Annotated in this window: 18 protein-coding genes; 2 read left to right on the forward strand and 16 right to left on the reverse strand. The window is 46.4% G+C overall.

The window, feature by feature from the left end:
• Positions 1 to 10 precede the first annotated feature (10 nt).
• The 12 genes from BN6465_RS14675 to BN6465_RS14730 all read right to left on the reverse strand — a co-directional run bounded on the left by BN6465_RS14675 (position 11) and on the right by BN6465_RS14730 (position 12,198).
• Positions 11 to 703 carry a response regulator gene (locus tag BN6465_RS14675; protein WP_066736594.1) on the reverse strand — a complete coding sequence of 231 codons (693 nt, stop codon included), beginning with the start codon at positions 701 to 703 and terminating at the stop codon, positions 11 to 13.
• Entirely contained in the window at positions 693 to 1,766 is a 1,074-nt protein-coding gene (locus tag BN6465_RS14680; RefSeq protein ID WP_066736596.1) for a sensor histidine kinase, read from the reverse strand. Before BN6465_RS14680 ends, BN6465_RS14675 begins: the two co-directional genes overlap by 11 nt.
• Before the next feature lie 150 nt (positions 1,767 to 1,916).
• Positions 1,917 to 2,570: a potassium channel family protein gene (locus tag BN6465_RS14685; RefSeq protein ID WP_066736598.1), complete on the reverse strand. Its 654-nt coding sequence runs from the start codon at positions 2,568 to 2,570 to the stop codon at positions 1,917 to 1,919.
• Positions 2,571 to 2,587: 17 nt separating this feature from the next.
• Positions 2,588 to 3,928, reverse strand: a complete 1,341-nt coding sequence (locus tag BN6465_RS14690) for a TrkH family potassium uptake protein (RefSeq protein WP_066736600.1) — start codon at positions 3,926 to 3,928, stop codon at positions 2,588 to 2,590.
• 329 nt (positions 3,929 to 4,257) lie between these two features.
• Complete coding sequence (locus BN6465_RS14695) at positions 4,258 to 4,875, reverse strand: hypothetical protein (protein ID WP_066736602.1); 618 nt, start codon at positions 4,873 to 4,875, stop codon at positions 4,258 to 4,260.
• Positions 4,832 to 6,082: an ABC transporter permease gene (locus BN6465_RS14700; RefSeq protein WP_066736604.1), complete on the reverse strand. Its 1,251-nt coding sequence runs from the start codon at positions 6,080 to 6,082 to the stop codon at positions 4,832 to 4,834. The genes BN6465_RS14695 and BN6465_RS14700 overlap by 44 nt, the downstream gene beginning before the upstream one ends.
• On the reverse strand, positions 6,073 to 6,963 hold the full coding sequence (locus BN6465_RS14705) for an ABC transporter ATP-binding protein (protein ID WP_066736605.1): 891 nt from the start codon (positions 6,961 to 6,963) through the stop codon (positions 6,073 to 6,075). Before BN6465_RS14705 ends, BN6465_RS14700 begins: the two co-directional genes overlap by 10 nt.
• A 69-nt stretch (positions 6,964 to 7,032) precedes the next feature.
• On the reverse strand, positions 7,033 to 8,265 hold the full coding sequence (locus BN6465_RS14710) for a HAMP domain-containing sensor histidine kinase (protein ID WP_066736606.1): 1,233 nt from the start codon (positions 8,263 to 8,265) through the stop codon (positions 7,033 to 7,035).
• The gene (locus BN6465_RS14715; protein WP_066736608.1) at positions 8,253 to 8,927 is read right to left on the reverse strand and encodes a response regulator transcription factor; all 675 of its coding nucleotides are present in this window, start codon (positions 8,925 to 8,927) and stop codon (positions 8,253 to 8,255) included. Before BN6465_RS14715 ends, BN6465_RS14710 begins: the two co-directional genes overlap by 13 nt.
• Positions 8,928 to 9,028: 101 nt before the next feature.
• Complete coding sequence (locus tag BN6465_RS14720) at positions 9,029 to 10,678, reverse strand: putative bifunctional diguanylate cyclase/phosphodiesterase (protein ID WP_066736610.1); 1,650 nt, start codon at positions 10,676 to 10,678, stop codon at positions 9,029 to 9,031.
• A gap of 125 nt (positions 10,679 to 10,803) precedes the next feature.
• Positions 10,804 to 11,712, reverse strand: a complete 909-nt coding sequence (locus BN6465_RS14725; protein WP_066736612.1) for a TDT family transporter — start codon at positions 11,710 to 11,712, stop codon at positions 10,804 to 10,806.
• A 12-nt stretch (positions 11,713 to 11,724) separates the two neighbouring features.
• A complete protein-coding gene (locus tag BN6465_RS14730) occupies positions 11,725 to 12,198 on the reverse strand; it encodes a C-GCAxxG-C-C family protein (RefSeq protein ID WP_066736614.1) in 474 nt (157 codons plus the stop codon).
• A 249-nt stretch (positions 12,199 to 12,447) separates the two neighbouring features.
• Here BN6465_RS14730 and pepT point away from each other — a divergent pair, with 249 nt between their 5' ends.
• The gene (gene pepT / locus BN6465_RS14735; RefSeq protein WP_066736615.1) at positions 12,448 to 13,665 is read left to right on the forward strand and encodes a peptidase T; all 1,218 of its coding nucleotides are present in this window, start codon (positions 12,448 to 12,450) and stop codon (positions 13,663 to 13,665) included.
• A 67-nt stretch (positions 13,666 to 13,732) separates the two neighbouring features.
• Here the strand turns inward: pepT and BN6465_RS14740 are convergent, their stop codons facing one another.
• Positions 13,733 to 14,671, reverse strand: coding sequence for a D-2-hydroxyacid dehydrogenase (locus BN6465_RS14740; RefSeq protein WP_066736616.1), 939 nt, complete (start codon positions 14,669 to 14,671; stop codon positions 13,733 to 13,735).
• A 236-nt stretch (positions 14,672 to 14,907) separates the two neighbouring features.
• On the opposite strand from BN6465_RS14740, the gene BN6465_RS14745 reads away from it, so the two are divergent.
• On the forward strand, positions 14,908 to 15,765 hold the full coding sequence (locus tag BN6465_RS14745; RefSeq protein ID WP_066736618.1) for a YitT family protein: 858 nt from the start codon (positions 14,908 to 14,910) through the stop codon (positions 15,763 to 15,765).
• Positions 15,766 to 15,825: 60 nt separating this feature from the next.
• On the opposite strand, the gene BN6465_RS14750 is transcribed toward BN6465_RS14745, so the two are convergent.
• From BN6465_RS14750 to BN6465_RS14760, 3 genes are all read right to left on the reverse strand, one after another.
• A complete protein-coding gene (locus BN6465_RS14750) occupies positions 15,826 to 17,373 on the reverse strand; it encodes an L-glutamate gamma-semialdehyde dehydrogenase (RefSeq protein ID WP_066736620.1) in 1,548 nt (515 codons plus the stop codon).
• Positions 17,374 to 17,473: 100 nt separating this feature from the next.
• Entirely contained in the window at positions 17,474 to 18,727 is a 1,254-nt protein-coding gene (locus tag BN6465_RS14755) for a HAMP domain-containing sensor histidine kinase (protein WP_066736621.1), read from the reverse strand.
• A 2-nt stretch (positions 18,728 to 18,729) separates the two neighbouring features.
• Positions 18,730 to 19,395, reverse strand: a complete 666-nt coding sequence (locus BN6465_RS14760) for a response regulator transcription factor (protein WP_066736624.1) — start codon at positions 19,393 to 19,395, stop codon at positions 18,730 to 18,732.
• Between the last annotated feature and the right edge of the window lie 2 nt (positions 19,396 to 19,397).

Genomic DNA, 19,397 nt, shown 5'->3' on the forward strand with positions numbered 1-19,397 from the left:
TCCCTCTTTTCTATTCCTTGAACCGGTATCCGACTCCCACCTCTGTCAGGATGAACCTTGGATTGGTCGGCTCTTTTTCAATCTTTCTTCTCAGCGCCGCCATGAACACGCGCAGATTCCCGGACTCTACCCCTTGAGAGCTGCCCCATATCTCACTGAGAATATAATTATGTGTCAATACCTTCCCTCTATTGTCAATCAAAAGATTCAATATCTTATATTCCATCGGCGTTAAATGTATCTCTTTTTCATCCACCGTCACCAGATGCTTTTCCCGGTCGACACACAGATAATCAAACTGATAGACTTTCTCCGGATTCTCATTCTGTATAATCAATGATTTTCTTAATCCTACACGTATCCGGGCCAGAAGTTCTCCCATATAGAAGGGCTTGGTTACATAGTCGTCCGCCCCCATGTCCAGCGCTTGAATCTTCTGCTGCTCTTCCTGCCTCGCACTGACAACGATTACAGGTATCTGGGAAATCTCTCTTATCGTCCTTAAAACTTCTATGCCGTCCCCGTCCGGGAGGCCTAGATCCAGAATTACGATATCCGGGCGGTTTGCGTAAAACAGGCTCAGCGCTTCCTCCACGGACTTTGCCACATAGTAGCCATAATTCTCCTTCTTTAAGCTCATTGAAATGAAATTTATAATGTATTTATCGTCCTCTACTATCAAGATATATTTTTTATCGTCCATCTGCCTCTACCTGTTCTGCATTCAGCCAGAATACAAACCGTGCTCCGCCTTCCTCTCTGTTTTCTGCGTATATCTGTCCTCCGTGAGCCTCCACTACTGCCTTGCAGATTGCAAGGCCTAAGCCGATGCCCCGCTGGCCGTCTTCCTTTCCGTCTGATCTGGAAACAAACTCGTCAAATACCTGTGACTTAACCTCTTCTGCAATGCCGTCTCCGTCGTCCTCCACACAAAAGTATACCTTTTGCTCAGCAAATGTGACTGTCACAGTGATACACCCGCCCTCATTCGTATGTTTCAGCGCATTGTCCAAAAGATTAATAAGCACCTGCACCATCATTTTGCCATCCATGGGCGCCACGACCAGTTCTTCCGGCAGATACACTTCAAATCTGCGCTTATCCCTCAGACCGATCACATGTGTGGCCGCTTCATAGATAATGTCATCCACGACCTCCGGCTGCTTTTTTATATAAAACTGGCCGCTGTCGATCTTAGTCATGCTCAAAATATTCTCTACCATCTTCATCAGCCAGACTGCCTGTTCCTGTATATCCCCCGCCAATTCTTTCCTTGTCTCTGTGTCCAGCTCTCCCGCGTCGGACAGGAGGCCACAGTCTCCCAGAATCCCGGTGAGCGGCGTTCTAAAATCATGGGATATGCTGCGGAGCAGACTGCTTTTGAGCCGCTCTCGCTCCATCTGTGCTTTCGTATCCTCCGCGATCTTCATCTGGGTCCGGAAACGGACAGTGAGGCTGGAGGCGATAAACGCCGTCATCAGGAAAAATGCCATCAAGACAACATCGTTTTGATTCATAATTGCGAAAGTATGCAGCGGCACCGTAAAAAAGTAATTGAATACCAGTACACTGATGACCGCGCCTGCCGCGCCGTAAAAGTACCCACTTGTACACACAGTTATCAGCAGGACTCCCACGATATACACCATTAAGATATTCTCTTTCCCGATACCCGTTCGTTTTAATACAACAGAGACGCCTGAAGCGGCAGTCAGAATTGCGGCAGAACGTATTATGTATTTTAATATATCTCTCTTTTTATTCATTTTCTTGTCTCTTTAGTTTTTTATTCTTAGCTACTATCATACTCTACATTCTGTTTTTCCGTCAACCTTTTCTCACGGTGGAAAATTTAGTTTTCTATGACGGAAAAAAGTGCCGTATATTCTTTCATACGGCACTAAAAAACATGTAAATTATTTGATACTCGCAAGCATTTTATCGATATCCTTTGTAAGTCCGACTACCATCAAATGATCATCTCTCCCCATCACATAATCGGTTCTCGGAAGTACAATCAGCTCAGAACCTGTACGGATGCCGAACACACTCACATGATAAATGGCTCTGATATTCGCCTGTCCGATTGTCTTTCCTATCCAGTCCGTCCGCGGCTGAATCTCAAAAATGGAGTAATCTTTGCTCAGTTCAAAATAGTCAAACACATGGTTGGCACTGTATTTGACTGCCAGACGTTCCGCGATATCCCGGTCCGGATAAAACACCTCGTCCGCGCCATTTCTCAGAAGAAACTTGGCATGAATATCTCTGTTCGCCTTACTCACTACATACTTTGCCCCAAGCTCTTTCACAAGACTGGTTATCTCAAGGCTGCTCTGGAAATTGGCCCCGATACACACAAAGCAGATATCGAAGTTGCCCACACCCAGGCTCCGCAGTACATCTTCATTGGTGCAATCCCCAACTTTTACTGCCGTCGCATAGGCAAGCAGATCCTCCGTAGCCGCCTCGCTCTTGTCAATTATCATGACTTCATTTCCAAGTCTCGTCATCTCTGTACACAGATGATGCCCAAATCTCCCCAAACCGATAATTAAAATCGACTTCATTTTTCTGTTCCCTCTCTTTAACCTATCATAATCTTTTCGGCCGGCTGTTTCACCGGAGCGTCGTGTTTATGCCCGCGTAAGGAAAGCGCAAAGGTCAAGCTTCCTATTCTTCCGCAGTACATTAAGAATATAAGAACCACCTGTGAGAATGCACAGATATCACGGGTAATCCCCGTGGACATTCCCACCGTGCCCATAGCTGAAATCACCTCGAACAAGGTGTCCGTCAGCCCAAAGGACTGTAATGACATCAGAACCATTGTGGCCGTGATCGTCAAAAACAAGTTGGTACAAAGCACCGTACTTGCTTTACGAATCGCACCGTCGTCCAGCCTTCTGTTAAATACATTACAGCAGGCCTGCTGCTTTAAGTTGGCTTTTACATATACAGCCAGCACGACCAACGTAGTCGTTTTGATACCGCCGGCCGTGGAACCGGGGCTTCCCCCGATAAACATAAGTATCATAGTGAGGAACTTGGAGCTCTCTTGAAGAGCCGCCGTATCCGTCGTATTGAACCCCGCAGTACGTGCCGTGACAGAATTAAAGAATGAACTAAATATCTGCTCTGTCGTCGACATATCTGCCAATATGTGATTTCTCTCTATAAGATAGAACAACGCAGCCCCTGAAAATATCAAGATTCCCGTCGTCAAAAGCACTATTTTTGTGTGCAGGCTATATCTTTTTATATCGAACTTGTGGATAGTCACATCATTCCAGACAAAAAAGCCGATACCGCCTATTATAATCAAGGCCATAATAACGAGATTGATTATCCAGTCACCCGCATAAGCGGTAAAGGAACCGTACTGCTCTTCACATCCCATCAAGTCAAACCCTGCGTTGCAGAATGCCGACACGGAATGGAAAATCCCGTACCATACCCCTCTCCAGAAACCAAATTTGGGAATAAATCTAAGGGCCAGCATAAGCGCCCCCACAGATTCAAACAAAATGGTTCCTTTCATAATTTTTTTGGCCAGTTTTACGATGCCGCCAATCTGCATGCTGTTGATGCTTTCTTGGAGAATCCCTCTCGTTCTCAAGCCGATTTTCCGGCGCAGTACAATGGCCACATAGACCCCCAAGGTCATAAATCCCATGCCGCCGATTTGTATCAGAACCAAAATCACAACCTGACCGAACAAAGACCAGTGCGTCCAAGTGTCCACCACTATCAAGCCTGTCACGCAGGCGGATGATGTGGATGTAAACAGGGCATCTAAGAACGGCGTGCCCACTCCTTCTCGCGAAGAAATGGGGAGCATCAAAAAAATGCTCCCTAGTAAAATAATCAACACATACCCAATCACTATCATCTGCGTCTGCGTCAGTTTCTTATATAACAACTGCATTATAAATCCCTCTTCTTACTCACTCTTTATGCTTCTGCTCCTGCTGCTGATGCTCCACGTACCTGTCAAGTTTTTTCATCAGATGCATGCCGAAAACAAATAAAAAGACTGCTATTATTAAATATATTATAATCTCTATAATCGAAAACATACTCTCACCGCCCTAGTTCATCCACGCAGCATTCCGCATGAACACTATGTTATAGCCATTTTTCCCCAAATATCAGGTTACATACATGATAGTACGTTTTCCGTTAAGATTGTGCTAATATTATCATTTTTCATATTAAATTGTCATTTAGATTGTATGTTGCAGTGTTAAGATTGTGTTAAGATTTTTTGTACCTGATAATAACTCCGGCCGCCATTAAAATTATCCCTGCCGCCAAGAGCCAGTATTTGGTCTGGAAGTCGCTTATCATCCCAAATGGATAGAATTTTTTCAGATATTTTGCCCCCATCCCGATAGCGGCCGCGTAGTATACCAGCGGGGCCATATAGCCGATAATCAGGTTGTCGCTCAGTCCATATGCAAAAACTCCAAGCCCGCCAAATGCTATGATTTCCGCCATAGTTCCGAAGTAATATTTCCCAAACTCCATCTCGCATCTGCCACTCTTCATAACTGTCATATATGTGGCCACCATCAGCACGGCAGCCGTCAGGCTCAACAAGATGCGTATACAATAAATCTCTGTAATCCGCGTATATTTTGACGTTATCAAGTCCCGCAGGTCACGGTTTTGTTCTGGCAGGAACACCGGTGTAAAGAGTATGATTCCTATCAATGCGACATAGGTCTCTAACACCTTAGCGCTCTGCACTTGGTCAAGATTTTGTATTCCAAGCACCAGCGGTGAGAAAAGCAGCATCGCCGCGCAGACTAAGATATGGAGCCAGGCATTATGCCTGAGTTGGTTTTTTCCGATTGCGCAATATTTTTCCACGTCTCTTCAAGTGCCCCTTTCTCTTTTTTTCATAGATCCATATGGTTGCAGCTATCAAGGCAGCCGCCAGCAGTGTGTAAAAAGCCCGGTTCATGGCCAGCTGCGTAAACCCTTCTTTAAATCCGCTGTAATTCATCTCCGTGTTGTGCCGTGGAATCAGATTCCACCCATATTGGCCGCCGTATATTCCTGCCACACCGATCTGAAGGCTGATGAACCACCATGCCGCCTGAACAAGTACTCCAAGCGCTGTATCTGTAAGCTCCGTAAAGAACATTCCCACAGCGGTGACCGCCAGAACTGTAGGTAAGAGCCAGCCGAAATCGTATTTTAAAAATGCCAGATAGTCTAAGGAGATTTGGCTTCCTTTTGTAAAAATCATGCTGTCCACCGTTGGAACAAGCGATAAAATTATGATTGGCGCCATCATCATAACTGTCATGGCAGCAAAGCGGCTTGTGATGATAACCGCCGAGGATGCGCGTCTGGCATAGATTAAATCCTGCATCTGGGCTCTTCTGTCTCTCAGCATCCGGGTAGCCACGACAAAAATCGGTAGAATACCCGCCATAATTCCCATGTAATCGCAGAACAGCCGTGTATATCCTCCGGTATACCCGTCTTTGTCCGTCAGATTTTCGTATGCCTTCACAGCGCCCTCATAGTCTAGGCTGAGCCGGGTCTCGCTCTTCAGGCTTTCCTCTGTAAACGAAGAGCCGGGGCCTAACATGTCGGTCACCTTCTCCATTTCATTCAAAAAAGCCTCATATGTCAGCCCTTTTTTCGGCTCGATAAGATAAGGTTCCGTTGTCACGTCATGTTTTTCGAAGTAGGCCGCAAGATGCTCCTCTATTTTGTCAGGCTCTATTCCAGTGGTCTCATTGATAATACGTCCCACTTCTTCTTGTTCACTCTCACTCAGCCTGACATCCTTGGCATAGCCTACCGGATAAGTAGTAAAAGAACCATAGTAATATCCCCACGCCAGCTCTCCCAGCGCCTTGCGCATCAGATCCTGTTCCGTAACGTCTTCTTTAAATCCATATGCCTGATAATTATCCTGTCCTCTTTCCGGGGGCTGCAGCATATTATCCTTCATACTTCCCATCTGGCTGCTAAAGAATACTACAAGGCACACTACGTAAAGCCAGTAAATCAAGCTCTTGCCGACTTGGGCACATTCTTTTTGAAATAGTCTTAAGAACATGTCCCTTCCCCCCTTCCCTGCATCAGATACATGTAAGCATCCTCCACACCTGCCTCACAGAGAGAAGCGCCTGCAAAGGGCTGTTTTTCCGCAATAAAACGAACCATTACGTTGTTGCCGAGAGCCAGCATGCTTGTGACAATATACTTCTGCTTCAACTCCGGAAGCTCCTTCTTGCTGATTTCTGCCTTGTAAACTTTGGATTCCACCATGTGGAGCAGCTCTTCCACCGTCCCTTGAAAGAGGATTCTCCCATCGTCCAGCACGGCGATATTCTCGCAGGTGGCTTCGATGTCCCCTACAATATGAGTAGACAGGATAACAATCCGTTCTTGTGCGATCTCACAGAGTAGATTACGGAAGCGGACTCTTTCCTCGGGGTCAAGCCCGGCCGTAGGTTCGTCTACAATCAAAACTCTCGGATTATGGAGGATTGCCTGTGCGATGCCCAGACGTCTCTTCATTCCGCCAGAAAGTGCTTTGACCTTTGTGCGGTAATTGTCCTGAAGGTTCACCTGCCTTAGCAGGCCGGGGATTCGCTTTCGTCTCTCCTCTTTTGTCAGGCCTGATAAAACGCCCAGATAATCCATCGCCTCATAGACAGACATGTTAGGATACATAGAAAAGTCCTGCGGCAGATATCCTGTGATTTTGCGGATCGCCGAAGCGTGCTCTACCGGTATTCCGCATATACTCACCTCTCCCCCCTGCTTCTCGTGGAGGGTGGCCAGCACTTTCATAAGCGTAGTCTTCCCTGCCCCGTTCCTGCCCAGCAGCCCGAACATGCCCTTGTGGATGGTCAGGTTCACATCGGTTAAGGCCTGCTTCTTTCCATAATATTTATCCAAATGCCGTATCACGATTTCTGTATTTTTACTCATGTTTCTCTTCCTTTCTTTGTTGATAAAGAAATTCTATCCACAAATTCTCTACACTTTTCCTAGAAAGTTTTAAGATTTTCGATAGGAAAAAGAAACACTTACCAAAGCGCCGCCATACATGCTGTTGGCAAGGCTCAGACTGCCGCCGTGTCTGGCGCAGAGCTGCTGTGCGATATGGAGGCCGATTCCGAAATGCTCTTCTCTCTGCCCTTCCCCGTGGAAATAGGGAAGTACGGCCTTTTTCAATTCCTCCTCGGTAAAGCCCATGCCGTCATCTTTCACGTAAAGAATCAAAAGTTCTTTTTCCGTTTCTATATCCATGGATATTTCAACCATGGAGTGTGCAAATCGGATTGCGTTGGAAAGGATATTGTCAAATACTTCCATAATCATAATTTCATCTATCCAAAGGATGTGGCTGCCGTCCTCGGTGTTTGTCCCGTGTGCCTCTGTGAAACAAATTTTTATATCCCCAATTTCATCCAGTGCGGCGGCTGTCTCCGAGAGGCGGCTCTTCAGTCTGGCGGCCGTAATCTCCGTCTTCTGGGGCTGCATTTCCTCGAAGCTTCTGATATTTTTCATGGTCCGGCTGTAGGCTGTGAGCCGCTCCAGATGCTGAGACATCAGTTTCAGTGTGCCGGTCAGCTTTTCTTCACTTACTTTTCCTTCTGGAATGTACCGGTAAAGGAAGTCGGTATACCCTTTGAGGACGGTGAGAGGCGTACGCAGGTCATGGGCAAAGGCGGCATTGATCTTCTTCTGTTCCTCTATCAAATTCCAGAGTTCTTCCTTGTTGGACACCAGTTCCTGCCTCATGTCTTCAAATGAACTGCACAATTCCCCCATCTCGTCTTTGTTTTCATAAACAATCTCAAAATCCAGATTGTTGCATTTTATCTCCTCGGTGCTCTTCCTCAATATATCAAAAGGCCCTCGCAGCCTTGTCTTATAAAATCTAAACGCCGCAAGAACCATGAATAGCCCCACATAAATGAGCGGAGAGAAGGCTATGATTGTGTTTAATACTGCCACGATATTCTGGTCCCTCTGCGGCATTTCCTCCACCATGCTCTGGGGATAGGCCAGATAATTTTCTCCCCGGATTGTGTAGACTTGACCGCCGCTTTCCTGATTTCTGCGGAATATCATAGAACTCCATCTCTCACAGAACACGTTGGTCACACGTGCGCAGATAAAACCTGCCAGCAGAGCCGCCAGCAGATAGAGGAGAAGCGCCCGTCTTATGGGAAGGTCCGCTGCCCTGCGCCTCAAATGCTCCAGTTTTTCGTTTATCCAATCCATCGATATCCCACTCCCCACACAGTCTCAATGATTTCCTGCTCCGTGAACTGATTTATTTTCCCTCGTATTCTCCTGATATGCTCTGAGATGATGCTGCTGTCGCCTCCCGCATCATAGCCTCTCGTCTTCTCGTAAATACTGTCTTTGCTGAATACCTGTCCGGGATGTAAAGATAAAAGCTCCACAATTTCGTATTCCGTTTTCGTGAGCACCACCTTTTGTTTTTTACAGTAAACCGTTCTTTCACTATAATGAATGGCCACGTCACCGCAGATTTTGACAGAACCGTCTCCCCTGCGGCGCTCCTCCCGCCTCAAGTGTGCCATGACTCTGGCTCCCAGCTCCTCGATGCTGAACGGCTTCATAATATAGTCGTCCCCGCCCATGACAAACCCATTCACCCGGTCCTCCTCCTCAATCTTCGCCGTCAAAAATAAAATAGGGCAGCTGACATGCTCCCTTATTTTCCGGCATACCTCCAGACCGTCCAAGTCCGGCATATTGATATCCAGAAGAATCAAATCCGGATTCAGGCGCACCTTCTCAAGCGCCGCAAGCCCCCCGCCCGCAGTGATCACCTCATATCCCTGTATTTCAAAATAATCCCGAAGAAGAGAAACAATCCCCTCCTCATCGTCCACGATCAATATTTTCTGAGCCATGCATACCCTCCTTTTTCACTAGATTATAACACGAAATTGTCTACAAAATTCCTACAAATTCTTAATGGGGACAGGTCCCAACGCGTTGGGACCTGTCCCCATTAAGAATTTAGTACTTTTTTTAAGATAATTTGCTCGAATTGTTGTACAGGTATGGGACGTTCAAAGTAATATCCCTGCAGATAGTTGACGGGCACTTTGTCCATTATATCTAAAATCTCTGCCGATTCTACGCCTTCTACAACTACATTGATTTGTAATTTTCTGCAAAGTGAAACTACACTTTCTATGATTGCCAGATCTACTGTATTTTCTCTGGACAATCCGCGCACGAAGGAATGGTCGATTTTGATAGAATCTGCGGGGAGGTTTTTCAGCAAAAGCAGTGTGGAGTATGCTATTCCAAAATCGTCCAGTGAAATCCTGAACCCAAAGTCCCGAAGCTGTTCAAAGCATTTTGCCAGATAGGTAAAATCGTCTACCTTGGAGCTTTCTGTCAGTTCTATGCTGATGAGTGCGGGATCAATCTGATATTCCTTGGCCTTTTCTATCAAATAGTCTACGAAGGAGCTGTCCTTAAACTGTATATATGAGACATTGAATCCTACCCGAAACATTCCATACTCGCGCTGCCACTGTCTGGCTTGTCTAAACGCTTCTTCCCCCACCCAGCGTCCTACCTCGTTTATCCTGCCGCTCTGCTCGAGGATTTTTATGATTTCTCCGATATTTCCATAAATCCCCTCTTCTGTCCTCCATCTAAGCAAAGCCTCACAGCTGGCAGCCTGAAAATCAGACTTGTTGACTATTGGCTGAAAATATAGTTCGAATCCTTGAAAATTCTTTCGTACACACCGGTCCACCTCTTGAATGAGTCTGGCCTTTCTATTGTGATGCTCAGCAATCTCTCTGGAGAAAAACACTAGTTTCCCGCGCTCATACTCTTTGGCGTGTTCCAGCGAATGCTCCATATTTGTTATCAATATATCCCTTTTCTCTCCGTCCTGCGGATAAAATACCGCCCCGCCTGACACCTCGATGCTGATCAGCAGGTTCCTCTGCTGGCCCAAGCCTATGCCAAGCCTCTGAATCTCCGCAAAAAGTGCTTCGGTATCCCCCCTTGTACTGCCGGGGGACACAATAATGAACTCATCCCCCTCCAGCCTGTACAGATACCTCTTCCCTTCGCAATAATCCTGCAGCCTTCCACAGAATTCCTGTAGTATTACGTCCCCGGAACTGTAGCCGTAATTATTGATGACCCTGCGGAAATTGTCAATTCCAATCAACAGCACGGTGCCAGAATGACTGGAAAAGTCCAGATTATTGAATTCATAAAATGTCTTGAGATTGGTCAATGGATCATACTTGTTCCTCGCGTCCAGTCTTGTCATCATCCCGGCGAAGATTTTCGGGCGGCGCGCGTCGTCGTAGACCATAGTCCCCCGGCACTCCAGCCAGACATAATCTCCGAATCGATTCATTGCCCGGTATTCGCATTTATGCTTTTGCTGCTTTCCAGAAAAGACGGCGTCAATATCTGCCAAATAGCGCGCCCTGTCCTCGGGATGAATCTTCTCCATCCAGATATTGGCCGCCCCTTTCATGTACTCGCCCGGCAGTCCAAAATACTCGACAGCATTTAGGGACCAGCGGGACAAATCCTGACTCACGTCACAAACATAAATATATACATGGTCAGATGCCTCCGCGAATGCTTCAAACAAATCATTTTCCAAAATCAAATTCATTTTTTCGCCTCTTTTCTCTTCCACGACAATTTCTTCTTATTGTATAATATTTTACCTATTGAAAGAGTAAATAACAAGGCAGCTTAACAAAATGACCAATATCCCGATGAAATTTACAAATTGTTTTATCCTTTCACAAATATCACAAACCGAATCAACGTATACACGGTCAAAATGCCGGCAATGATTGTCTCAATCAGTACGACATACTGCAGAAATGGCAGCGGCTGTCCCATATTTGCCAGACATGCCATCGTCATTTTCATGGCAATGGCGGAAATGACAAAGGGAAAGGTAAATGCCGCGCAGCTCGGATAAAATTTGAGCTTTAAGAATGCCGGCAGCTTTATCAGCACCACCACATAAATGACACTTGAAAGAACCGCCATAAACCCGATGAGACCGATTGATTTGGGCATGACAGATTGTATATATCCGGCCAGACACAGGCTCACCGGTGCAGTATAGATGCAGAACAGGGAACGTGCCGGCTCCGGGATTTCCCTGCACTTTACATAGCGGACAGTCACGAGGACTAGTAACAGCAGTGCGCAGACAAATCCAAACCAGAACGCCACCGTGCCGATTCCGGTCTTTTCAAATACCGGCGCCGTCACCGCCGCCACGGCAATCCCTACATATACAATAAAATAGCTGGCAAACACGGTGGGCAGCTTTAATTTCAGCATGAATTTTGTGGTAAAATATAAAATAAGTACAATATGCAGTATTATACCTGTATACCAAATGATGACAGCCCCGCCCTTTATATAGGGTTTTGCGTAGCCGGCTAGAAGCATAAGGGCCATAGAAAAGGTTCCGCTTACGCTTGCCATGATTGGGTTTTTCATTTCTTCTGCAAACTGTTTCGGGACAAGGATGACTCTGATGACGAACAGTAAGCCTAGCAGTGCGGAAATGGCGCCGCACACAAGCCGTACCCCCTCTGAATACGACTGTAACAGATTGCCGAGAGCCGCCATACCGAGCATGACTCCGGTGACTGGGAGGGGTATTTTCTTTATGAATTTCATAGCCGCTCCTCCCTACTCATCGATATTTTTAAGACCTTTTTCCCGCACAATCATCTCTGCCACTTTCCCTGCCACCATACCGGTAAAGCGTATGCACTGCTCCTTATGCTCGCCCGCACCCATATCGAATTCCTTCGTCAGGATGCGGCAGCACAGGGCGTTCTTTCCGTTAGCCTCCTTGAACCAGTCATGCAGCTCCTTAGAAAGCGCAAGCGTCTGCTCTACCTGCGGATCCTTCTGGACGGTGCGGCCAAATATAAGGCCAATTGCCATTACGCCGCCTGATACGGCCCCGCAAAGACATTTGGAGCGGCCGATTCCTACCGGGAACCCGCTGGCCATGGCGATTACCTCTTCCGGTACGTCCAACTCAAAATTGCTGCGGATAGCGCTCACTACCGCCTCCGAACAAAAAAATCCTCCCCGGAACAAGTCCTCTGCGTCCTTCGTAATTTTCTTAATACTCACTTCGTTTTTTAACTTCATGTCTCTTCTCCTTTGCATCTGTTATTTTTATCCATTAAATCTCTTTTATTTTACTGAATATATGTCCCCTTGTCTCATTCGTTTTTCACATGTATGGACCAGATATATCGATATTTTCTATAAGCCGTGTCCTACCTGCCTGACACTCAAGAAATCTTAAGAATTCCCGATTCCCAACCGTTGACTCTTGGAATAAGAAAACGTATAATGATATTGTTTAGAACAGCTCATATAGAAAGGGGAACAATTATGAGAGCGTATGAAAGACTTTTGAACTACGTTGTAGTTCGCACACCGAGCGACGAGAACAGCACGACCTTCCCGTCATCAGACTGCCAGTTCAATCTGGCAAAATTGTTAGTGGAAGAAATGAAAGAGTTAGGTATCGAGGACGCACGTGTAGACGAACACTGTTACGTATACGGAACGATTCCGGCAACTCCGGGATATGAAGATAAGACGAAAATCGGTTTTATCGCACATATGGATACCGTTTCCGATTACTGTGACCACGATATCACACCGGTTCTGCATGAGAACTACGACGGCGGCGATTTGGTATTGGGGACAAGCGGCCGCTCACTGACAGTAAAAGATTTTCCGCATCTGCCGGAACTTGCAGGACGTACATTAATCACCACCGATGGGACAACCGTACTGGGGGCGGACGATAAGGCCGGAATCGCTGAGATACTCACGATGGTTGAGCGTATCAAAGAAGAAAATATCCCGCACGGTACTATCTGCATCGCATTTACACCGGACGAAGAGATTGGAACCGGAACCGAACATTTCGACGTAGAAGCATTCGGCGCAGAGTACGGCTACACACTGGACGGCGATACAGAAGGCGAGATTCAGTTCGAGAACTTCAACGCATGCAAGGCTGATTTCGAAATCACAGGCTTCGGCGTTCATCCGGGCTCCAGCAAGGACACCATGATCAACGCATGCCTCGTTGCCGCTGAAATCAACAACATGCTTCCAGGATGCGAGACTCCTCGTGGAACCGAAGATTACGAAGGTTTCTATCATCTGGTAAGCATGAGCGGAGACGTCACAAAGGCCGAGCTTCACTATTTAGTAAGAGACCATGACAAGACTTTCTTCGAGGCACGCAAGAATACACTGCGCCTGATTGCAAAAGACCTCAACGAAAAGTGGGGCGAGGGGACAATCAAACTCACCATCTCAGACCAGTACAAAAATATGGCTGAAATCATCGCAACCTGCATGCATTTGATCGACAACGCCAAAAAGGCTTGCGAAAACGCAAACGTCGCACCTCAGGTAATGGCAATCCGCGGCGGTACAGACGGCTGCCAGTTGAGTTTCAAAGGCCTGCCATGCCCGAACCTCGGAACAGGCGGACACGCTTATCACGGACCATACGAACATATCACAGTAGAAGGAATGGATAAATCCGTAGATGTTATCATCGAATTAGTAAAACTTTACGCTGAGTAAAACCTTGATGGGGACAGGTCCCAACGCGTTGGGACCTGTCCCCGTCTACAATTCCGAGAATTTTCTGTCAATTATAGTTGTAGAATTCTTTGATTTGGTCTAATATGATATTCATCAGTTTGGTTCTGGCTTCCACGCTGGCCCATGCTATGTGGGGGGTAATATACAGTTTTCGGCTGTCTTTGATCTGCAGCAGTGGATTATCCGGGGTCATGGGCTCCTGACAAAGTACATCCAAACCGGCGGCTTTAATTTTATCTGCCGTCAATGCTTCATACAAGTCTTGTTCATTTACAATCTGTCCCCTTCCAAGATTGAGGAAGATGCAGGTTTTTTTCATTTTAGAAAAAGCTTCTCGATCAATCAGTCCTTCTGTGCGTTCGTTCAGCGGTGCGTGGACGGAGATGATGTCGGAAGTTCGAAGCAGTGTATCGAAGTCTACTTGCTCATACCCCTCTTGGGCCGGGTGTCCGGATGCGGAATAGTAGACCACCTCGGCTCCGAAGGCTTTCGCGATGTCTGCAACTCTGCGCCCGATATTGCCGAGACCTATGATTCCCCACCTTTTCCCGCATATTTCTGTGAAATGCTCGGCAAAATGGGTGAATACCGTATCATTTACATAGCGCCCTTCTTTTACGTACTCATCGTAATAGCGCAGCTTTTCAAGCAAATAAAGCAACATGGCAAAGGTATGCTGCGCCACGGTCTCGGTAGAGTATCCGGCCACATTCCTCCATGCGATTCCCTTATTATCCAGATATTCTTTATCCAGATTATTCGTCCCCGTAGCAGTCACGCAGACAAGCCTCAGATTTCTTGCCTCTCCCACGGTCTTCTCATTCACCTGCACCTTATTCAGCACGATTACGTCTGCATCTCTGACACGCTCCGGCACCTTCTCATCGCTGGAAAAGTCATATTTTACCACCTCTCCCAATGCGTCGTAACCGGACAAGTCAATATCTTCTCCGATTGTCTTCACATCCAAAAATACAATCTTCATTATAAGACATTCTCCTCTCTATGGCTCTTATATATACTCTGTTTTGATTATATCAGCTTTCTAACCTATAAGGAATTATTTTTTAATACGGTGTTGACATTTCGCAGAGCAAAATAGTATACTAACTTGTGGAAGAGCATTTGCGATTATATTCAGTATAATTTGCAGGTGTTTTTTTATGTTTAAAGGATAAATTTGCACATACATACGAATTCTTAAGATTGGGGGTAATTATTATGAACAAAAATAAAACACTTGAACTTTCCAAAGACATTGCCATCGACATTATCGGCGGAATCTGTATCGCCATAGGTACTTACAATTTTGCCGCTATGGCTAAATTCCCAATGGTAGGGCTGAACGGTATCGCTTTAATATTCTACCACCTGTTCGGTTTTCCCATCGGTACCACAGCCATGCTCTTGAACATACCGATAGCTCTCTTTTGTTTCCGCATATTGGGCCGCCGTTTCTTCCTGCGCTCCGTCCGGACCATCATCATCACTTCACTGATTATGGATGTTGTAGCCCCACTGTTTCCGGTCTATGAAGGAAACCGCATGCTGGCCGCCATCTGCTGTGGTGTCCTCTCCGGACTTGGCTATGCTATGATTTATATGCGTGAATCCTCGACCGGAGGCGCCGACTTTATCATGCTTTCCATCAAGGCCAAAAATCCTCATCTGACTTTAGGCAAAATCGCCTTCGGCATGGACGCTTTTATCGTCGTTATCGGTACAGTCATGGTTTCCAAAGACGTAGACAGTCTGATATACGGTATTATTATCACCTATCTTCTCTCCATGGTCGTGGACAAGGTGATGTACGGAATCGATGCCGGTAAAGTTACCCTCATCGTCACCGACCATGGTCAGGAAGTCTGTGCAAAAATTGACGAAATTCTCGGACGCGGCTCTACAATTTTAAAAGGCGTGGGCAGTTTTTCTAAGCTGGAAAAGGACGTTGTCCTCTGTGCCTGTGACAATAAACAGATGTACGGAATCCGTAAGCTGATTAAAGAAATCGATAAAAAAGCCTTCCTAGTCATTATGGAATCAAATGAAGTGGTCGGAGAAGGCTTCAAAGAAGAGTAAATTGTGTCTAAATTGTAGACGGGGACAGGTCCCAACGCGTTGGGACCTGTCCCCATTACATTATGTTAAATCTTCTGTAATAGATTTTAGGTTCAGGAAATTGGTCAAGTAGTCGCTTGTTCCTGTCTTTGCGTCTGTTCCTGACATGTTAAAACCGCCGAACGGATGCTGCAGGACAACTGCGGCCGTTGATTTTCTGTTAAAATATAGATTTCCTACATGGAACTGTACTTTCGCCTTCTGGATATTTTCTCTGTCCTCGCTGTATACAGAACCTGTAAGTCCGTATTCTGTCTGGTTAGCAATATCAAGTGCTTCGTCAAAGGACTCTACTTTGATAACAGCCAGCACAGGCCCGAAGATTTCTTCGTTGGCAATGCGGGCGTCTCTTGTAATGTCTCTTACAACAGTCGGTTCAATATAATACCCTTCCGCATCGCTGTAATTGCCGCCGTAAACAATATTGCCCTCCTGTCTTGCAATCTCAACATATTCGGTAATGCTCTTGTAAGCATTTTCATTGATGACGGGTCCCATGGGCGCATTACTTCTGCCGCTACCCTGATTTTCTTTTAATTCCTTTGCGCAGTCAACAACTGCGTCTACCAGTTCATCATAGACATCGCACATAACGATAGCGCGGGAGCAGGCGGAGCACTTCTGTCCTTGGAATGTAAATGCTGAATTTACAATTCCCTGCGCTGCTTTTTTGATATTCGCTGAGGAGTCAACGATAATCGCATTCTTTCCGCCCATCTCGGCAACGACGCGCTTGATCCATCTCTGTCCTTCGGAAATCTTTGCAGCACGCTCGTTAATTCTGCATCCTACTACTTTAGAGCCTGTGAAATTGATAAATCTGGTCAATGGATGCTCTACGATATAATCTCCAATATCAGAGCCGGAACCCGGAATATAATTCACCGTTCCAACCGGGAAGCCAGCCTTTTCACACAATTCAATAAATTTGTACGCTACAATCGGCGTGTCGGAAGACGGCTTACAGATTACGGTATTACCCGTCACAAGCGCTGACGCCACCATGCCTCCACAGATAGAAAGCGGGAAATTCCACGGCGGAATAATCGCTCCAACACCAATCGGTATATATGTACATTTGGTATCCTCGTCGGTCGGTACCAGCTCCAGTCCTTCTGCCAATTTCCTCATGTGCATTGCATAAGAATTGAAGAAATCCAGCGCCTCGCACAGCTCACCGTCCGCTTCTCCCCAGTTCTTTCCACTCTCTTCCACATTCCAAGCATCCAGAATGTAACGGTTCTCTTCTAATAACGCAGTCAGTCTTCTCAGGCAGCGGATCCTCTCTTCTACCGGCGCTACGCTCCAAGTCTTGAAAGCTTCATTTGCTGCCTGAACTGCCTTGTCGGCCAGCTCCTGACTGCAGGAACACGCGTATCCAAGTACTTCTTTTGTAGACGGTGAAATAGATGTAATCTTCTTTTCCGTTTCAATACGTTCTCCCCCGATAATCAACGGGTATATTTTTCCCTTTTCAGCGTCCACCTGACGGAATGCTTCCTCAATTTTCTTGGCGTTTTCTTCCAATGTAAAGTCCAGTTCTGCGGCGTTCTTAAATCCCTTAAGCATTCTTTGTACCTCCTTTAATTATTTCTATTTTCAAGTATTGTATCAGTTCTTTTTCACCGCGTCAATCCTTTAGCAGGTAAAAATGTATTTTTGTATACAATTATACTTTCGTGAAAACGACCGTAACTTTCATCTCTCCATTCTCACTCACCGCAAAAATCTCACCGCCCATCTTTTGCATAAGCTGTCTGCATATATAGAGCCCAAGCCCGCTTCCTCCGCTGCTTCCAGTATTGGAACCCCTCCAAAAGCTGTCAAATATGTGCGGCATCTCCGAATCGGGGAGCGTACATCCACTGTTGGTAACAGTGATAAGCCGGCAGTTCTCCTCATCGTCAAAGGTAATCCGAATCCAATGTCCGTCTCCATACTTTACCGCATTTTCCATGATATTCTGCAATACCTCCACCGCACGGTCCCCATCCCCTTTTACAATACAATCCGTATACTTATCGATTTGGAATCCAATTTTCAGGAACTCCAGTTTCTCCTTATAATATCCTTCAATCTTATGAACGATCTGGGAGACATAGATTTCACCGTCCTCCACGCTCAGCTTAAGAAAATCATCTCTGGATGCCTGAATAATCTGTGTGACAAAGCCCTCGATCTGATCTGCCTTAGCATTGATATTATCCGCGATCTCCCGCTGTCTGTCGGGATTGTCATAAAGATTTTTGGACAGCGCCTTGGCGTACAATTTTATCGCGGAAAGCGGGGTCTTTATGTCATGGGACAGCGAGAGAATCAACGTCTTCTTCTCCTTCTGCATCTCCATCCGCTCTTCCTTCTGCTGCTCCAGATTCTCCCGCAGCAGATCCACCCCCCAGAGAAAGCGCCCGAAGAACTGGTTTCTGCCTTCCTTCTGGGGCGCGGTCAAGTTCCCCTTCGCCAGCTCATAGGGTACCTCCTGCAGCTGATAAAAGGGTCCAACGAGCCTTACCCGGATAAAAATAAGTACGGCAAACACAATGACCGATATGGCCGCCAAAGACAAATTTACAATCTTAATAATATGCTTCTGGTATACCCGGTCATCCGCCTGATACGAAAAACGGTAATAGATACCGTCTATCTTTCTAATCAGATAGTCTTCATTGTCCCCCTCAAAAAATTCCTGTTCCCTTTGCCCGTCCGCCTCCGTCAGACCTACTATGCTGACTAGCGTAGGGTAGCGGGACATATCCACCTGCTCCAGCCCTGCGGCGGCGATATCAGAAGCCGCACGCTCAGCCTCCACCCGGTAGCTGCGCCCCTCTTCACCCTGTATCTTATTTAGATATAGGTTCGTACCTGCAAAAACAGCGGCGATGATTATAAGCACCGCCGCAAATGTTCTGTTAAACGCTTTCATATTCACTCCTCAAACCGGTATCCCACGCCCCACACCGTCTGAATGTGCATGGGCGCTTTCGGTAATTCCTCTATCTTTTCTCTCAGCCGCTTGATGTGGACCGTCAATGTCTGCGGCTCTGAAAAACTGTCAAAGCCCCATATTTTATTAAAAATCATATCCTTTGACAACGCCTTACCCGCATTTTCCACAAGCAACAAGAGCAAGTCAAACTCTTTTGCGGTAGTCTGGATAAGCTCATCCTTTTTGTAGACGGCCCTTCTTGTCTTATCCAGTCTGATATCTCCGCATATGAGCACATCACTCTCGTATCTCCGCTTAAAGATTCCGCCTATTTTTGCCAGAAGGATATCGATATCATAAGGCTTTTCCACATAATCGTCCGCCCCCAGAAGCAGGCCGTTCAACTTATCCTCCTTTTCAATTTTGGCACTGACGATAATAATCGGCGCATTAGAGCTCATGCGGATACTCCTGCACACAGCAAACCCATCCATACCCGGCAGCATAATATCCAGCACCACAAGCCGTGCCCCCTCACTGAGGAAATACGCCTCCCCTTCCTCACCGGTTCTGGAAAGATGAACAGAATACCCCTCGGCCTTCAAGAAATCCACAAGAAGGCCTCCCAGCTCTTCATTGTCCTCGACTAACAAAATGTCTATCATCC

The organism is Bariatricus massiliensis, from assembly GCF_900086725.1.
Taxonomy (GTDB): domain Bacteria; phylum Bacillota; class Clostridia; order Lachnospirales; family Lachnospiraceae; genus Allocoprococcus; species Allocoprococcus massiliensis.

Excerpts from the sequence above, each read along its gene's own strand:
- BN6465_RS14675 (WP_066736594.1), bottom strand. The coding sequence starts at position 703 with ATGGACGATAAAAAATATATCTTGATAGTAGAGGACGATAAATACATT.
- BN6465_RS14680 (WP_066736596.1), bottom strand. The coding sequence starts at position 1,766 with ATGAATAAAAAGAGAGATATATTAAAATACATAATACGTTCTGCCGCA.
- BN6465_RS14685 (WP_066736598.1), bottom strand. The coding sequence starts at position 2,570 with ATGAAGTCGATTTTAATTATCGGTTTGGGGAGATTTGGGCATCATCTG.
- BN6465_RS14690 (WP_066736600.1), bottom strand. The coding sequence starts at position 3,928 with ATGCAGTTGTTATATAAGAAACTGACGCAGACGCAGATGATAGTGATT.
- BN6465_RS14700 (WP_066736604.1), bottom strand. The coding sequence starts at position 6,082 with ATGTTCTTAAGACTATTTCAAAAAGAATGTGCCCAAGTCGGCAAGAGC.
- BN6465_RS14705 (WP_066736605.1), bottom strand. The coding sequence starts at position 6,963 with ATGAGTAAAAATACAGAAATCGTGATACGGCATTTGGATAAATATTAT.
- BN6465_RS14710 (WP_066736606.1), bottom strand. The coding sequence starts at position 8,265 with ATGGATTGGATAAACGAAAAACTGGAGCATTTGAGGCGCAGGGCAGCG.
- BN6465_RS14715 (WP_066736608.1), bottom strand. The coding sequence starts at position 8,927 with ATGGCTCAGAAAATATTGATCGTGGACGATGAGGAGGGGATTGTTTCT.
- BN6465_RS14720 (WP_066736610.1), bottom strand. The coding sequence starts at position 10,678 with ATGAATTTGATTTTGGAAAATGATTTGTTTGAAGCATTCGCGGAGGCA.
- BN6465_RS14725 (WP_066736612.1), bottom strand. The coding sequence starts at position 11,712 with ATGAAATTCATAAAGAAAATACCCCTCCCAGTCACCGGAGTCATGCTC.
- BN6465_RS14730 (WP_066736614.1), bottom strand. The coding sequence starts at position 12,198 with ATGAAGTTAAAAAACGAAGTGAGTATTAAGAAAATTACGAAGGACGCA.
- pepT (WP_066736615.1), top strand. The coding sequence starts at position 12,448 with ATGAGAGCGTATGAAAGACTTTTGAACTACGTTGTAGTTCGCACACCG.
- BN6465_RS14740 (WP_066736616.1), bottom strand. The coding sequence starts at position 14,671 with ATGAAGATTGTATTTTTGGATGTGAAGACAATCGGAGAAGATATTGAC.
- BN6465_RS14745 (WP_066736618.1), top strand. The coding sequence starts at position 14,908 with ATGAACAAAAATAAAACACTTGAACTTTCCAAAGACATTGCCATCGAC.
- BN6465_RS14750 (WP_066736620.1), bottom strand. The coding sequence starts at position 17,373 with ATGCTTAAGGGATTTAAGAACGCCGCAGAACTGGACTTTACATTGGAA.
- BN6465_RS14755 (WP_066736621.1), bottom strand. The coding sequence starts at position 18,727 with ATGAAAGCGTTTAACAGAACATTTGCGGCGGTGCTTATAATCATCGCC.
- BN6465_RS14760 (WP_066736624.1), bottom strand. The coding sequence starts at position 19,395 with ATGATAGACATTTTGTTAGTCGAGGACAATGAAGAGCTGGGAGGCCTT.